The organism is Bifidobacterium platyrrhinorum, from assembly GCF_010667645.1.
In the GTDB taxonomy this organism is placed as follows: Bacteria; Actinomycetota; Actinomycetes; order Actinomycetales; family Bifidobacteriaceae; genus Bifidobacterium; species Bifidobacterium platyrrhinorum.
Map to the genome: position 1 here is coordinate 169210 of NZ_WHZV01000004.1, position 15131 is coordinate 184340.

General features: G+C 61.2%; 10 protein-coding genes. 5 read left to right on the forward strand and 5 right to left on the reverse strand.

Going from position 1 to position 15131, the window contains the following annotated elements:
- Positions 1 to 67: 67 nt before the first annotated feature.
- Positions 68 to 670, forward strand: coding sequence for a recombination mediator RecR (gene recR / locus GFD21_RS06100; RefSeq protein ID WP_163197046.1), 603 nt, complete (start codon positions 68 to 70; stop codon positions 668 to 670).
- Positions 671 to 675: 5 nt separating this feature from the next.
- Here recR and GFD21_RS06105 read toward each other — a convergent pair whose 3' ends face one another.
- Positions 676 to 1779: a class C sortase gene (locus GFD21_RS06105; RefSeq protein WP_404801561.1), complete on the reverse strand. Its 1104-nt coding sequence runs from the start codon at positions 1777 to 1779 to the stop codon at positions 676 to 678.
- A gap of 535 nt (positions 1780 to 2314) precedes the next feature.
- Here GFD21_RS06105 and GFD21_RS06110 point away from each other — a divergent pair.
- From GFD21_RS06110 to GFD21_RS06120, 3 genes are all read left to right on the forward strand, one after another.
- Positions 2315 to 5824, forward strand: a complete 3510-nt coding sequence (locus GFD21_RS06110; RefSeq protein WP_163197048.1) for an MSCRAMM family protein — start codon at positions 2315 to 2317, stop codon at positions 5822 to 5824.
- Between the two features lie 249 nt (positions 5825 to 6073).
- Positions 6074 to 7336, forward strand: a complete 1263-nt coding sequence (locus GFD21_RS06115) for a SpaA isopeptide-forming pilin-related protein (protein WP_163197049.1) — start codon at positions 6074 to 6076, stop codon at positions 7334 to 7336.
- Between the two features lie 91 nt (positions 7337 to 7427).
- The gene (locus tag GFD21_RS06120) at positions 7428 to 7712 is read left to right on the forward strand and encodes a hypothetical protein (protein ID WP_163197050.1); all 285 of its coding nucleotides are present in this window, start codon (positions 7428 to 7430) and stop codon (positions 7710 to 7712) included.
- A 1636-nt stretch (positions 7713 to 9348) separates the two neighbouring features.
- On the opposite strand, the gene GFD21_RS06125 is transcribed toward GFD21_RS06120, so the two are convergent.
- From GFD21_RS06125 to GFD21_RS06140, 4 genes are read right to left on the reverse strand one after another with little or no spacing between them, the layout of a single operon-like run.
- A complete protein-coding gene (locus GFD21_RS06125; protein WP_163197051.1) occupies positions 9349 to 10668 on the reverse strand; it encodes a CapA family protein in 1320 nt (439 codons plus the stop codon).
- 40 nt (positions 10669 to 10708) lie between these two features.
- Positions 10709 to 11485, reverse strand: coding sequence for an amino acid ABC transporter ATP-binding protein (locus GFD21_RS06130; protein ID WP_163197052.1), 777 nt, complete (start codon positions 11483 to 11485; stop codon positions 10709 to 10711).
- The gene (locus tag GFD21_RS06135; protein WP_163197053.1) at positions 11482 to 12363 is read right to left on the reverse strand and encodes an amino acid ABC transporter permease; all 882 of its coding nucleotides are present in this window, start codon (positions 12361 to 12363) and stop codon (positions 11482 to 11484) included. The genes GFD21_RS06130 and GFD21_RS06135 overlap by 4 nt, the downstream gene beginning before the upstream one ends.
- Positions 12364 to 12384: 21 nt before the next feature.
- Positions 12385 to 13365, reverse strand: coding sequence for a transporter substrate-binding domain-containing protein (locus GFD21_RS06140; protein ID WP_163197054.1), 981 nt, complete (start codon positions 13363 to 13365; stop codon positions 12385 to 12387).
- Positions 13366 to 14318: 953 nt separating this feature from the next.
- Between GFD21_RS06140 and GFD21_RS06145 the strand changes: the two genes are divergently transcribed.
- A complete protein-coding gene (locus GFD21_RS06145) occupies positions 14319 to 15083 on the forward strand; it encodes an aspartate kinase (protein ID WP_163197055.1) in 765 nt (254 codons plus the stop codon).
- Positions 15084 to 15131 lie beyond the last annotated feature (48 nt).

Sequence of the window (15131 nt, forward strand, 5' to 3'; positions counted from 1 at the left end):
GTAGTGGCGCCATGGTCGCGGCATCGCCACGGGCAAGGAAAAGACAAGTGGAAGGAGAACGGTCATCATGGCATTGGCGTATGACGGCGCGATCCAGCGCCTCATCGACGCGTTCAACAAGCTGCCCGGCATCGGCCCGAAGGGTGCGCAGCGCATCGCGTTCCATCTGCTGAGCGCCGACGAGCAGGAGGCCGCCGACCTGGCGGACGCTATCACCGAAGTGAAGGCGAAGGTGCGGTTCTGCGACGTATGCGGCAACGTGTGCGAGTCGAGCCCGTGCCCGGTATGCGCCGACCCGCGCCGCGACCACACCGTCATCTGCGTGGTCGAGGAGCCGAAGGACGTGATGAGCATCGAACGCACGCGCGAATACCGCGGCCTCTACCACGTGCTCGGCGGCGCCATCAATCCGATGGCGAACGTGGGCCCGAGCGACCTCAACATCGCGAAACTGCTCGACCGGCTCAAAACTGACGAGGTCAAGGAGATCATCCTCGCGCTCGATCCGAACATCGAAGGCGAGGCCACGACCACGTATCTGAGCCGTCTGCTCTCGCCGCTCGGCATCAAGGTGACGCGTCTGGCCAGCGGCCTGCCCGTCGGCTCCGACCTCGAATACGCCGACGAGATCACGCTCGGCCGCGCGCTCGCCGGCCGCCGCGAAGCCTGAACGTCTCAGTCCCGGTTTTCCTCTTCGTTGCCCGCCAGTGTATCGTTCGCGCTTTCGCGCGGTTCGGTCTGCCACGGCCAGAACGCGGCGTGACGCATGATGCGCGTCACCTGGTGGCGCCGTGGGAACCACAGCAGGAACCAGCCGAGCAGTCCCACGGTCAACGTCGTGCCGATGCCGATGTTGCGCGCGTCGTGCACGTCGCCGGGGTTCGGCGCGGGCACGGGGACGGCGACGCGATGGCCGGAGATGAGCAGACGGTGCGTGTTCACGCCGTAGGGCGTGCAGGTCATGAGCGTGACGCGGTCCTCGCCGGGTGTGATCTTGAGCAGCGACGTGTCGTTCGGCAGGATCACGGAGATGCGGTCCACCTTGTAGCCGAGCGTCTCGCCCATCACTTCGATGTAGAAGAAGTCGCCCTTCTTCACTTCGTCGAGTCGGGTGAACATCATCGCCTGCACGAGTCCGCGGTGGCCGGTGATCACGGAGTGCGTGGACTTGCCGCCCACGGGCAGCGACGTGCCGTACAGGTGGCCGGCGCCGGAGGCCAGTGATTCCTCGGACGTGCCGTGGTAGATCGGCAGGTTGATGGACTGCTTCGGCACCTTGATGGTGCCCATCACGCCGTCGCCCGCATCGAGCAGCGACTGGTACTCCTTGTCCTTCTTCGAGGCGGAGTCGTCGCCGCTGGCTTGCGATCCGCCGGCCGCGCCGCTGAACGGGTCGATGGCCTCGCCCAGGATCGGCTGGCCGGATTGGGCGAGTTTCGCATTGTAGGCGCGGGCGGCCTTGAGCGCGTCCTGCGCTTTCGGATACGGCCAGTTGGCCACGTCCCGTGCGCTGGTGGCGGTGGTTTTCGCGAGTTCCATGCCTGACTGGAATTGCAGGGCGAGCGGGAAGCTGGCCACGGCGATGGCGGCGGCCAGCAGCACGATGGTGAGCACGCGCATCACGATGAGGTTGCGCGTCAGGCGCCGGCGTTCCGCCTTGAGGTCGGAGATGTCGGTGGCGTCGGCGAAGGAGGGATGCGCGAACGTCGATGGTGATGCCGCGGCCGTCGCGTCGTCGGTGATGGCGGATCCGGCGGTCGTGGGTTCGGTGAGGTCCATGGCGTCGTTCCGTGGGGATTGCGGGGATTGGCGCGCGGGCCTGCGTCGCGTGGCGCGTCGATGTGAGAATGCCATCCGCGTGATCCCCCTGTGTGCCGTGCGCGTCGTGGCCGCGGCGTGCGAACCTTCCGTTGGTCGTGGCGGCACGTCGCGATCGACGATGCGGCCACATCGAACGTCACGTTACTCCCGAGTCTCCCGGATTTGCAAACACCCCTGACACGGGGGAATATTCAACGAATTGACGAAATATGCGATTGGGTCAATTGGGTAACGATTTGATAACAATTCATGCTTTGAAGGGTGTCGTCAATCTCGGAAAACCATTGGAATTTCGCGGGATGTAACGATTCATCCGCGGTGGTTTGATAGCGCTCACAAAGGTTGACAGAAGCAGTGGGGGGGGTAATAAGGCAACTAGGTATACGGGGTAACCCCTTATGTGGTTGATTAGGGAGCCCAGCAATGATGCTGAGGAGCAGTGTCATCGCGCATGCCGTTGAGGTGAGGTTGAAGTAAGGAACGACTGGTATTCATGCACACGAAGTCGCCAATGGCCGAACGCATACGCATCGTGATCTGGGCCGTGCTGGCGGTGATCGTCGCCGTCGCCATGCTGTTCGTCTGCTCCACGCCCGCCATGGCCGAAAACACCGCGGCCGGCGTCACCCAGACCGGCGGCAACGACGCCAACGGCAACGCCGCGGGTGCCGGCAACAGCGGCTCCGACAAATCCGGTGACACGGGTTCGTCGTCCGGTGACGCCTCGACCGGAGGCTCTGGTTCGTCGTCCGATTCCAACCCCGATACGTCCAGCAACGGCAACGCTTCCGGCGAATCCACTGGTTCCGATTCAGACACGGCACAGTCCGATGACGCAGCGGATAAGGGCGCGTCGGGTAACGCCCAGTCCGATGGGGCCAAGGCCGCGGCGGATGATGCCGCCACACAGTTCATTGCCGATTTGAAAGACCCGTGCGATACGGGCCAGACTGCGCGCACCATCACGGTCACCAGTGACATCACGCTGACGACGACAGGTATCCATCCCCAATGCAATATCACCGTCGTGTCCGACGGCAATCCGCACACCATCACATGGGGTGGCAGCGGTTCCGTGCTGTGGATTGATCCCAATCGTTCGTTTACCATCGGCAGTTCAACGGACTCCAAGGCCAATAACCTGACGTTCACCAACAACGGCAACGCCAAGGACAATCCCAGCAATGCCGAGAACCCGTTGTTCCACAATTACGGCACCGTAACCATAGACGGCGGCACGTTCAAGGATAGTGCCGCCGCGAATGGCTCCGTTGTGCTGAATGCCAAAACACTGACCATCAACGGTGGCACGTTCATCAACAACAAAGCCACCGGGGTCGGTGGCGGTGTCGTTTATCAAAATGTCGAGAACGAGCACAAAACTCCGGCTACCACGGTCACTGGCGGTACGTTCTCGTACAACCGCCAGGATCCGGGAACATGTGACACCGATGCGACCGCTGACGTGTGCGAGCAGGAAGCCTTCGGTGGTGGCGCCATCCACACGGCTTCCGGCGAACTGACGATTAAGGGCAACGTCACGTTTGACCATAATTCCGCCAAAAGCTGGGGATTCCGCTCCGGCGGCGGCGCCGTATGGGCGCAAGGCAAGCTCTGGGTGAAGAACAGTACCGATGGCACTGGCAGCCCCTCCTTCACGAACAACTGGGCTTCGGTCGCCGAACCGGGGAAGGATATTCTTCGTGGCGGTGCGGGAGGCGCAATCTTCCTGAACGGCGAAGGTTCGCTCGCATACCTGATGGGCGGCAAGTTCGAGAACAACGCTTCAGGATATTTGGGTGGTGCCATATATACGGAGGAGGACTCTACCACATATGTGGGCAAGTCGGTGGCGTATGCCAATATCGCCGGTCATTTCGGCGGTGGCCTATGGTTCTGCCCGTCGGGCGCCTCGGTATCCTCCAAGAGCGGCAACATCGCGTTGTTCGATAACAGCGTTGAAGACACCATCGACGCCAATACTTCGAACGCGAAGGACGGCAAGAAACCGGATGCCGAAACCATGGCGGGTGACGACTTCGCCATCATGAACCCATGGTTCAAGTGGGAGCATTACAACAGGGCGATGCCGCCGAACTACTTCCAGCTGCTGTCATCGTGGTTCACGAGCAGGGCGAGTGCCGCGGTCGACTGGTATTGGGATGGTACACCCAAAAAGGAATCCAGCGGATATTACGACTCTTGGCTACCGTATCAGACAGTTCGTCAGGATCGTGGCGCCGTCCTCACCGACACGTCCGCGACCAAGAGGTACAAGGATGCCGATGAACAGACGCGTGAGAACCAGCGGATCAAGTACGCGTCCACGGTCCTGTGCCTGTATGCGGATGATGGGCAGAAGGCGACCTGCAACAACAAAGCCAAGGAAAACAGCTGGGACAATCCGGAATACATCGGCACGGGCGTCGCGCTGAAGGCGATTCCCAAGAGCGATGCCGTGAAGGACAATGCCAAGCGCAACGCTTCACTGACTCTGACCGGCAACCGTGCCCGATTGTCCGGCGGTGCGTTCGGCAGCAACGGCGTGATTTCGTTCTCCTCGCCGTATTCCGCCACGTGGAAGAAAGCCGAGGGCGCCGACGGCACCACGGATGAGGCGAAGTTGCGTCCCGGATCCGAGTGGACGTTGAGCACTACCGATGGCGGTCCGATGAATGAGGATTTCCGCCCCGCGGATTGCCAGGTGAATGACGGCGCGACGACGACCGGCGGCAGCTGCTGGCAGACCGGCGCCGACGGCAAGAAGACGGTCGTCATCAGGGATAACGGCGGTCGCGACAACAACTCCGATGACGGCGTGATCAGCGTCGATAATCTCGCGGTGGGAACATATGAGCTGACCGAGCTCACGCCTCCACCGGGGTATGAGAAGACCGAGAACACGTATACGTTCACCATTGAAGCCGTCACACCGGGTCAGGCCCCTAAGGAGCCTCAGCTGATGGTGAAGAAAGCGGATGGTTCCACGTCTCCGGTCAACGGGAACGTCATCGGCAATAAGCTGACGACCGGTTCCGTCAGTTGGCAGAAGATCGGCGATGGCGAGACCACTCAATCCTTGGGCGGTTCGCATTGGAAGGTCATGGATGCGGAGGGTAAGAAGGTCATCGACGGCTTCTCCGACATCCAGGACTGCGATACGACCAGTACGGATGCCAAGGCATGTGACGGAAAGATCGATACGGATCCCGCTACCGGACGATTCACCATTAAGGGATTGCCCACGGGCGCCGAGAAGACGACGTACCGACTCGTCGAGACCCAGGCTCCGGAAGGTTACATATTGCCTGCGAACACGTATTACGAGTTCACCTTGGATAAGGACGGTAACGTGGCGTGGATCGGGCTGACGATTGCACAGTTCAAGAACACGCCGTTGAAGCTTTCCTGGGACAAGGTCGATTCTTCCAAGGACCACAACAGGATTGAAGGTTCGGAATGGTCCATCACCGCGGGAACGTGGAATGAGTCCACGAAGACCTTCACTCCTGGGAATGATGCCAAGGCGATGTCCGTCGTGGATTGCTCCACATCGGAATGCGCAAGCAAACCCAGTGGCACGGAGTCGTACACGGACGTCGATCAGGAGCCCGGCCAGATTTCGATCACCGCTATCAAGGCCGGAACATACCGACTCGTCGAGACGAAGGCTCCCAAGGGATACCAGTTGCCGAATGCTAACGACACGTTTGCCATTGTCACGGTGACGGCCGATGGAGGCGTGCACATGGACCGGTATGGCGAATGGAGCCAGGCGACCGACGGCGGTTCCTCGACATGCGTCGTTTCGAATGGCGTTCAGACCACGGCGGCTGAAGCTGGTTGTCAGTTGACCAATCACGTTATTCCGATTTCGGCGCTGCCGTTCACCGGTGGGGTCGACGCGCGCGACTGGCTGCTGTTCGGCGGCATCGCCGCCGTGGCCGCCGCCATCACACTTGCCCTGATCAACGAATATCGCAAGAGAAAGGGGCTGGCCTGACATGCGCTCCTCTTCCCGGTTCCGGAACCGACATGACGGCGTCCGGCACCGGGAAGGGACGATGAGCCTCCCGACGGGAGGCGGCCGCCACAGGCGGCTGGAGGAGAAGGACACGACGGGATGAACGAACCGTCCCGAACCGTTCGCTCCTCATAACTGAACAGGACTTGCGGATCGCGGAGGCTTTCGCCTCTGCCTCCGCGATTGCAGAAGACAGTAAACAGAAGAAACAAGAAAGAAGGGTTTCTCATGAAGATGAGGAAACTATTCGCCGGCCTCGCGGCCGCGGCCACCCTCTTCGGCGGCCTCGCCTTCGGCGCCACCACCGCCAACGCGGCCGACGGGGGTGCCGACATCAGCGGCAACACCATTGAGGTCACTACGACTGATTCCCAGCAGTTCTATAAGGACATCAATCAGACGCAGCTGCGTGAGTTCAAGTACGTGAAGCTCGCCAGCTATGAACTGGTTGCCAATAACAAGGGCGTGAACCTCAAGGGGGCTGTGCAGCAGGATGCCTCTATCGGTGATAATAAGACCGTGGCCGATGCGTTCACGACTCTCGGCTATGACGATGCCGCAAAGGAGAAGTACGCCGATCCGTGGGTGTGGTTCGGCAATACATCGCACGATGCGACGGCTTTGAAGACTTTCACGCAGTCTTTGGCCTCGCTGGCGGAAACTCCCATTATTCCGACGCCTTCTACCGAGAAGACAACCCTCACGTTCAAATTCGATGGAACCGATGCGGGTGCTGGTCTTTACCTGATTGTGGATCAGTCCGGTGATTTGACGGTTGAAGATAACACTACCCATACGTTGAAGTGGACGGGTATGGCTCCTATCCTTGCGGGCACTGCCATTACGGGCATTACCGTTCCTGGCGCGGACGGTAGTGTGATTCAGGGCGTTGGTGACGGAAGGGTCGAACTGAAGAGCGATAGGACCGATACCCCGAAGAGCGGTGTGTCTTGGGAAAAGGTTGCCGCGAACGGCACCACCGCTTTGAAGGGGGCTGAGTTCAGGGTCTATGAAGGTTCGAACCTTTCTGACGATGTCCTCAAGGATGCAAACCAGGCGTTGAAGTTTGTCGCTACGAATACTCCGGGCACCTACAATCTGGCTGGCAAGGAAGATCGGAATACGACCGTGACCCTCACCAATGCGAGCAATGGCTCTTTCGTGCTTCAGGGGCTGAAGATCAGCACTACGTACACTGTTGTGGAGACCAAGGTACCGGATGGATACGCCCAGTACTTCGCGAAGTTTGAGGTCACTACGGGTGCCAATGCTCAAACTGTTCCCACTTATACGAGCAAGGACATTTGGGGTCTTGCCGGTGATGTCAGCAAGGATGGACACAAGGTTAAGAACGTGCAGAACATCACCCAGCTGCCGAAGACCGGTGCCGCCGGCATTGCTATGTTCGGCATCGCCGGTCTGCTCCTCGCGGCCGCCGCCGGAACCGTCTTCGTGAAGTCCCGCTCCACCAAGCGCGCTCTTCGTGCCTAAAATTAATTACTGATGAATGCGGTGGATGGTGGAAATCCTTTTCATCATCCACCGCATTTGTTTTATTTGATGATTTTGGAGATTGGTTAAAATGTGCCCCAAAGATGCGGTCGATTATATCGAGAATCTTCGCGAATACCCCTATGAATATGCTATAGAGCAAGTAAAGAGTGATCAAAAAAGTCGCGATGAGTGGATTGATATCCTTTTATATTTGAATAGTATTGAAATGAATGCTGCCTTTGGCGATAAGTCACACGATAATTGGCCTAAGCATGATGATGTTATTGACTCTTTAAAAAGGGTTATAATTGATACAATTAAGAGAATAAATGATAAAGAAATAGAAGGCAAAAGCCTGTGGAATAAATTATAATATATAATATAATGCATATTCCTTTCCTAGATAATCAGAATTACATGCATTTATAAGTCATGCAATCTGACGTGTACAAACCCCGGCGCCATGTTTCATGGAATATGGTAAAAGAAGGTCTGTCGGATCGATTGCCGGGCCTTAAACATATTACTTGGAGAATGTGCCTGTTGCCGCACTGGGCTATTGGCATCAAGTAGGAAGTCGTAGGCGCTCATGGTGAGGATGCCATGAGCGTCTCGTGTGGGTTTGACGATGTCATGTACCAGGACGATTTTCTGAAAACTGTCGTCCAATGCGAGCAGTGATGCCTTTTCCTGCGCGACCTTTTCCTCCGTGGGCAGCTGATACACCGACTGGATGTAATACCGCCGGTGGCCGAGATTCGCCGCAAAGTTAGTCGTCAGCCTCTAAGCTCCCAGCACAGCTCGCCGTCGTGAACGTTCTACTGAAGATTACTGACATAAGTGTCACTGAAATTCAATAGATTGGCGTTCTACTGAATTTTTTTGACATATATGTCACTGAAATTCAGTAGAGGCGGGGATGGAGCGGCGAACGGAAAGGCCCGGCGGTTTATGCCGTCGGGCCTTGGTGAAGGAGAGAGGAAGAAGAGAGAAGGGTTCAATTATGGGGTGTTCAGTTATGGTTGTGGGGGCTGTGAGCCTCGCCGTGTCGCGGGATCGGTGGCCGATGTCCGATCGGCGGGTTCGCCGTTCGGTGTTCGGTTGTTGTTCCCGTTCGCCGGTGACTCCTATATAACCGCACCTATCTCAACGCAACGATGCGATACCCTCACAACACCGACAGCATCCCCTGAAAGAATCATGAACATGAGGGAATCGTGGCGCGATTCCGGAGATGGTGATACCGGTGAAAGCACAGGCGTCGAGGTCGATCTGATGCGGTGGGCGTTGTACGGGGGAAAATAGCGCGCAGGGGCGACCATAAACGAGTGGCATCGTCGCACTCAATCACCAGACCACACGTTTCGTTGGTGAGGGCGACGAATGGTTTCGCACTCACCAACGAAACAGCGACTTGCAGGGTTGAGTGCAAAGGGAGTCGTCGCACTCAACCACGCAATCAACGAAAGTCGTGTTGAGTGCGGTGCGCTATCGGCGGAATGACGCCATTCCTATGGATTCCCATGGACTCTGTTACAGGACGCCTTCGCACTCAACACGAAAAGTCGCGTCCGTGGCCATTGAGGGAGACCGGAATCATCGCACCCAACGCGTGTTCTCCCCGGATTGGAGTTGAGGGCGAGCATGCGGCGGACAAGCACGGCAACAGGAACGAACACGCAACAACAAGACAACAAGACGACAAGAGAAAGGCCCGGCGGTCGATCCGCCGGGCCCTGAGAGAAGGAGAGAGGAAAAGAAGAAGGGTTCAGTTATGAGGTGTTCGGTTATGGTTATGAGGCCGCTGCAGGTGGCCCCGCCGCGCCGCGGAATCGGTGCCCGGATTCCGGCCGCTGCGAATCCACCCATCGGTGAAATCCATCGGCCGGTGCCCGATCATCGTTCCCGTTCGCCGGTGACTCCTATATAACCGCGCATTCCTCAACGCAACGATGCGATACCCTCACAACACCGGCAACATCCTCTGAAAGAATCATGGGCACAAACGCTCACAGCGCCAGCGTGCCCACGCCCGTCCCCTCGTCGAACTCCAGCTTCGTTCCGTACGGCTCGCTCATCGCGTTGAGACGGTCCACGATCGCCCGCGCCTCCTCGACGGTCGCACGCCGCGGAATACCACGCAGGGCGTGACGCTCCTCGTTCATGCGCAGACGCGTCGGCACCACCGTGACGGACTTCACGCCCGTGTCCGGGTCCACGTCGATGGCCGCGAAGCAACTCGTGTCGAACCGCTCGTCGCCGTAGAAGCCCTGCGGTTCGCCGTTCGCGTCGCGGCGGCGCATCTGGTGCAGGTCGGACGGGTAGGAGTCGTCCGCCAACGCGTACTTCTGGAACATCTCCACCGGCACACGCGCCGACGTCTCGAAATCGGAGACCAGACTGCCCAGCGAATAGAAGATCACACCGTCACGGTAGCGGTCGATGCCGCGCAGCATGTGCGGGCCATGGCACAGCACCAGATCGGCGCCCGCCTCCACGAACGCATGGCACGCGTCCACGATGAACGGCGCCGGCTGCGCGTGGTACCAGCCGTCCTGCTCGCCCTCGTGCGCGTGGATGCTCACGATCACCACGTCCGCCGTGCCCTTCGCGTCGCGGATCGCACGGCAATTCGCCTCCACGTCGCGCGGGTCGGCCTGCCACACGAGCCGAGCCTGCGACCCCTTGCGCACCTTCACCGCGTTCGGCACGCCGAAGTTGAACCAGTTCGGATCCTTGTTCTCGCGGATCTCCACACGGTCGGTCTCGCGGTGCGTGCGCGTCGTGCCCAACGCCTCGTCGATCGCACGCAACTGCTCGTACTGCGATTCGGGCAGTTCCACTGACACGTTCCAGCGCAGCGGGTTCAGACCCGGTCGCGCCGCGCCCCACGGCGAGGCGTCGGAGGCGAGGAAGTCCGCGGCCGCCGTGGTGGCCGTGCCCACCAGGCCGATGCGCGCATCGGCCACGTCGGCGAACACCGGGCGGCGCGCCTCGGCCAGCGTGCGTCCCAGACCCGCCGGCGTGAGCCCGCGCTCCTCGAACGCGCGCAACGTGTCCAGCACGCCCACATGGCCATAATCGCCCGTGTGGTTGTTCGCGCCGGAGACGAGGTTCACGCCCAACGACTTCAACTCGTCCACGGCCCACGGGTGCGAGCCGAGCGTGTAGCCCTCCGGGTAGGCGGGGGTGTCATACGCCGGCGTGGTGAACTCGGCGTTCGTGAACACGGCGTCCGCCGCGTCCAGCAGCGACACGAGCTCGGGGTCGATGCGCTTGCGGAGGTTGCGGCTCGCGAACAGCGCGTCGCCGGTGGCGATGATTCTCATATGTCCTTCACCTGCTTCGTCGTAGGAGGGGATGCGCGCCTCAGCGGATCTCCTGGATGAACTGTTTCGTGCGCTCCTCGCGCGGGTGGCCCATCACCTCGTCCGGCGTGCCGGATTCGACGATGTTGCCGTCGGCCATGAAGACCACCGTGTCGGCCACCTCGCGGGCGAAGCCCATCTCGTGCGTCACGATGACCATCGTCATGCCGTCGTCTGCCAGATCGCGGATCACGGACAGCACCTCGCTGACCATCTCCGGGTCGAGCGCGGACGTCGGCTCGTCGAACAGGATCAGGTCGGGCTGCATGGCGAGCGTGCGCGCGATGGCGACGCGCTGCTGCTGACCGCCGGACAGCTGCACCGGGTACGCGTCCGCACGGTCCCTGAGCCCCACGCGTTCGAGCAGCGTGAGCGCGGTCTCGCGGGCCTGCGCCTTCGGCGTGCCCTTCACCTCGACCGGGCCGATCATCACGTTCTCCAGCACCGTCAGATGCGGGAACAGGTTGAACTGCTGGAACACCATGCCGATGCGCTCGCGCTTGACGGCCGTCTCGCGCTCGCTCTCCTCGTACAGCCGGTCGCCCTTGCGCTTGTACCCGACGAGATCGCCGAACACGGTGAGCGAACCGCCGTCGATGTCCTCGAGATGGTTGATGCAGCGCAGGAACGTGCTCTTGCCGGAACCGGACGGGCCGATGATGCACATCACCTCGCCGGCGTGCACGTCAAGGGAGACGCCCTTGAGCACCTGCGTATGGCCGAAGTCCTTGGTCACGTCGCGCGCGGACAGGACGATGTCGCCGGTCGTGCCGCTCATCGTTCGGCCCCCTTCCTCGTGTAATGGCGTTCGACGACCCGCTGGACCGCCATGAGCACCGTGGTGACGATGAGATACCAGATGGACGCCACGATGAGCAGCGGGATGGTCTGGAAGTTGCGCGCGTAGATCGCCTGCACCGAATACAGCAGATCCGGGAACGCGATGACGCTGACCAGCGAGCTCGCCTTCATCATCGAGATGACCTGGTTGCCGGTCGCCGGGATGATGGAACGGATCGCCTGCGGGAACACGATCTTGAAGAACACCTGCATCGGCTTCATGCCGATCGACTTCGCCGCGTCGATCTGACCGGCGGGCACGGCGAGGATGCCGCCGCGGATCACCTCCGCCATGTAGGCGCCCTCGTTGATGCCGAGCGCCAGCACGCCCACGGCGAACGGGGTGATCACCGAATTCACGTCGATCGGGCCCGTGCCGATGTTCGTGAACGGGATGCCGAAGCCGATCTTCGGGTACAGGGCCGAGATGTTGAACAGGATGATGACCTGCACGAGCAGCGGCGTGCCGCGGAACACCCACAGGTAGATGCCGCTGATGAACTTCAATACCGGCGCGCCGGACTCGTTCATCAGCTCGACGACCACGCCGAGCACGAACGCGAGCAGCATCGACAGGACCGTCACCAGGATCGTGTTCCACAGACCGACCAGCACGAGCGGCGACAGGAAGTAGTGGGCCACGACCGGCCAGCCGAAGCGTTCGTTGGTGGCCGCCGACCAGACGACCGCAGCGAGCAGCAGCACGCACACGACGCTGACCACGTCGCGCGCCACATGCCGGCGGGGCACGACGCGCAGCGCGCCGTGCCCGTCATCGTTCTTGGAAACCGGGTTGGAAACCAGATTGGAAACCATGGGAAGCGTACCGTCCGCGGATCAGGAACGCTGCTTCTTGGCGGCGTCGAGCAGCGACTGGTAGTCGGCCTCGGTGTTCTCCACCACCGCGTCGCTCGGGGCGAGGTCGGCCAGGCCGTACTTGTCGAGCAGCTTCTTCCACGTGCCGTCCTGGTTGAGGTGCAGCATCACCTTGCGCACCAGCGGGCCCAGTTCGGAGCCCTTGTTCACCATGAAGCCGTTGAGCTCCACGATGTCGCTGTTCGGCTTGGACAGCTGGATCTGCGGATCCTGCTTCGCGTAGTAGCGGGAGGCGCCCATGGACAGGTAGACGGCGTCCACGCGGTTGGACTTCAGGGCGAGCAGCATGTTGGAGATGCCCTTGAAGGCGCTGACCTTCAGCTCGTCCTTGCCTTCCTCCTTGCACTTGGCGGCCTGCGCCTTGGCCTTCTCCTCATGGGTGGAGCCCGAATCCACGCCGATGGTGATGCCGCACACGTCGTCCAGCGTCTTGCCGGCCTGGTCGGAACCCTTGTTCACCACCAGCGAGGACGGCTCGCCGTACAGCACGTCGATGAAGTCGACCACCTCGCGGCGCTCCGCGGTGTCGGTGGTGATGTTGGTGACCAGATCGTAGCGGTTCGCCTGCAGACCCGGGATGAGCTGGGAGAAGTCCGCGCCCTGGCCCTTCACCTTGACGCCCAGCACCTCGCCGATCAGGTTCGCCGCGTCCACGTTGAGGCCCTGGTCCTTGCCGTCCTCGCCCACGACGCCATACGGCAGGCCCGCGGTGTTCTGGTACCCGATGGTGATCTCGCCCTTGTCCTTGATCTCCTGCGGCAGGGCGTCGTGCAGCTCCTTGACCTCGCTGGCGGTGATGGTCTCCTGCTTGACGCCGGAATCGGCCGAGGCGGCGGAACCGTCGCCGGAAGTGGAGGCGGCCGAGCCGCAGGCGGCCAGGGAGATGGCCATCGCGGCCGCGATCAGGCCGGAGCAGACGCTCTTCACCGAATTCGATACCATGATTTGTTTCCTCACTGCATGGGGACGCGCACCCGCGCGTCGGATGGTTGGGGTTTGGGGGTTGTGGTCTAACAACCTAGCACCGGAGAGGCTGTGTGGGAATGGTTCCGCGATGAGGGGAACCGGTCCCGGGGTGGCCTTCGCGCCGGCCCCGGCGTTCTTGCGCCGCGTGCACGGGAGACCGGGAAGACCCGGTAAACCGCGCCATATGGCCGATGTCGCCGTGTGTCCGTCCCGTACGTCCACGGTGGGGGAGCTGGGGATTCTCACTTCGATTGAGAACGTCCTATAACCCCAATCGAATCGAGGTATGTCATATGGTGAGACGTTTCGGCGGAATGTGGCATGTTTACGCTAACGCGCGCGAAACAAAGGAGCGGCGGAATCGGGGCCGCGAGAGGCAGGGCGCTGGCGAAGAGACTCACGGGGCGGGAAGGCGGGAATCCCAGAGCCTGGAAGGAGGCGAGCAACTATGACGGGCCATTGACCGCAAAAACACAAGGCGGGTGGCGCGGGGCCGGAGGTGAGGTCGCGGGGCCGGAATTCATGTGGGCATCCGTATGGGGGCAAGGACGCCCCGCGGATCGCCCCGCAACGCACGAAGGCCCGGCGGTTGGCCGGGCCTTCGCAGGAGAGAGGAAGAGGAAGAAGAAGGGTTTCAATTGTTCAGGGGCGCTGCGGTACCCCGCCGGCTCGCTTGCGCTTGCTGACAGTTATTATGAAAACCCATGAACTTGCGAAAGGCGATGGCGTTTCCTGAGAAAACTCTGTGAATGATGTGACGGTATGGGAACGTCCGCCCCGCGGCCGCGCCGTCCGCGGCGTGTCCGCATGGTGGTGGCGGGTCGTGCCGCCCATTCGGCCATCCTTATAATCGTTGCGTTTACGTAGAATATGCGGCAAACATCCCCGCAGCCAGACGGGCGGGGCATCCGGAAGAAGATTGGATAGCAGTGGCTCTCATCGTGCAGAAGTACGGCGGCTCGTCGGTCGCCGATACCGATTCGATCAAACGTGTGGCCAAGCGCGTCGTCGAAACGAAGAAAAAAGGCAACAAGGTAGCCGTGGTCGTCTCCGCCATGGGCGACACCACCGACGACCTCATCGACCAGGCGCTCAGCATCGACTCCAATCCGCCGGAACGTGAAATGGACATGCTCATGACCGCCGGCGAACGCATCTCCATGAGCCTGCTCGCCATGGCCATCCACGCGGAAGGCAGCCGCGCCCACTCCTTCACCGGGCAGCAGGCCGGCTTCTTCACCGACGCCCGCTACGGCGCCGCACACATCAAGGCCGTCAAGCCGGACCGCGTCAAGAACGCGCTCTCCCTCGGCGACGTCGCCATCGTCGCCGGCTTCCAGGGCATCAACGCCAAGGGCGACGCCACCACGCTCGGCCGAGGTGGCTCCGACACCTCCGCCGTCGCGCTCGCCGTCGCGCTCGGCGCCGACATCTGCGAGATCTACACCGACGTGGACGGCATCTTCACCGCCGACCCGCGCATCGTGCCCACCGCGCGCCGCATCCCCTACGCCGGCTACGACGCGATCCTCGAAATGGCCTCCTGCGGCTCCAAGGTGCTCGCATTGCGCTGCGTCGAATACGCGCAACGATTCAACATGCCGCTGCACGTGCGCTCCTCCTTCTCGCACCGCCCCGGCACCCTCGTCGTGCCCGAAGGCGTCGACCCGCGCAGCCTGCCGAACATCGACTGAACGGCATCGACCGATCGACCGAAGCGACAATCCGAACGAACCGTAACG

What these genes read in the sequence shown, in the direction of transcription:
- recR (WP_163197046.1), top strand. Translation starts at nt 68, where the DNA reads ATGGCATTGGCGTATGACGGCGCGATCCAGCGCCTCATCGACGCGTTC.
- GFD21_RS06105 (WP_404801561.1), bottom strand. Translation starts at nt 1,779, where the DNA reads ATGGACCTCACCGAACCCACGACCGCCGGATCCGCCATCACCGACGAC.
- GFD21_RS06110 (WP_163197048.1), top strand. Translation starts at nt 2,315, where the DNA reads ATGCACACGAAGTCGCCAATGGCCGAACGCATACGCATCGTGATCTGG.
- GFD21_RS06115 (WP_163197049.1), top strand. Translation starts at nt 6,074, where the DNA reads ATGAAGATGAGGAAACTATTCGCCGGCCTCGCGGCCGCGGCCACCCTC.
- GFD21_RS06120 (WP_163197050.1), top strand. Translation starts at nt 7,428, where the DNA reads ATGTGCCCCAAAGATGCGGTCGATTATATCGAGAATCTTCGCGAATAC.
- GFD21_RS06125 (WP_163197051.1), bottom strand. Translation starts at nt 10,668, where the DNA reads ATGAGAATCATCGCCACCGGCGACGCGCTGTTCGCGAGCCGCAACCTC.
- GFD21_RS06130 (WP_163197052.1), bottom strand. Translation starts at nt 11,485, where the DNA reads ATGAGCGGCACGACCGGCGACATCGTCCTGTCCGCGCGCGACGTGACC.
- GFD21_RS06135 (WP_163197053.1), bottom strand. Translation starts at nt 12,363, where the DNA reads ATGGTTTCCAATCTGGTTTCCAACCCGGTTTCCAAGAACGATGACGGG.
- GFD21_RS06140 (WP_163197054.1), bottom strand. Translation starts at nt 13,365, where the DNA reads ATGGTATCGAATTCGGTGAAGAGCGTCTGCTCCGGCCTGATCGCGGCC.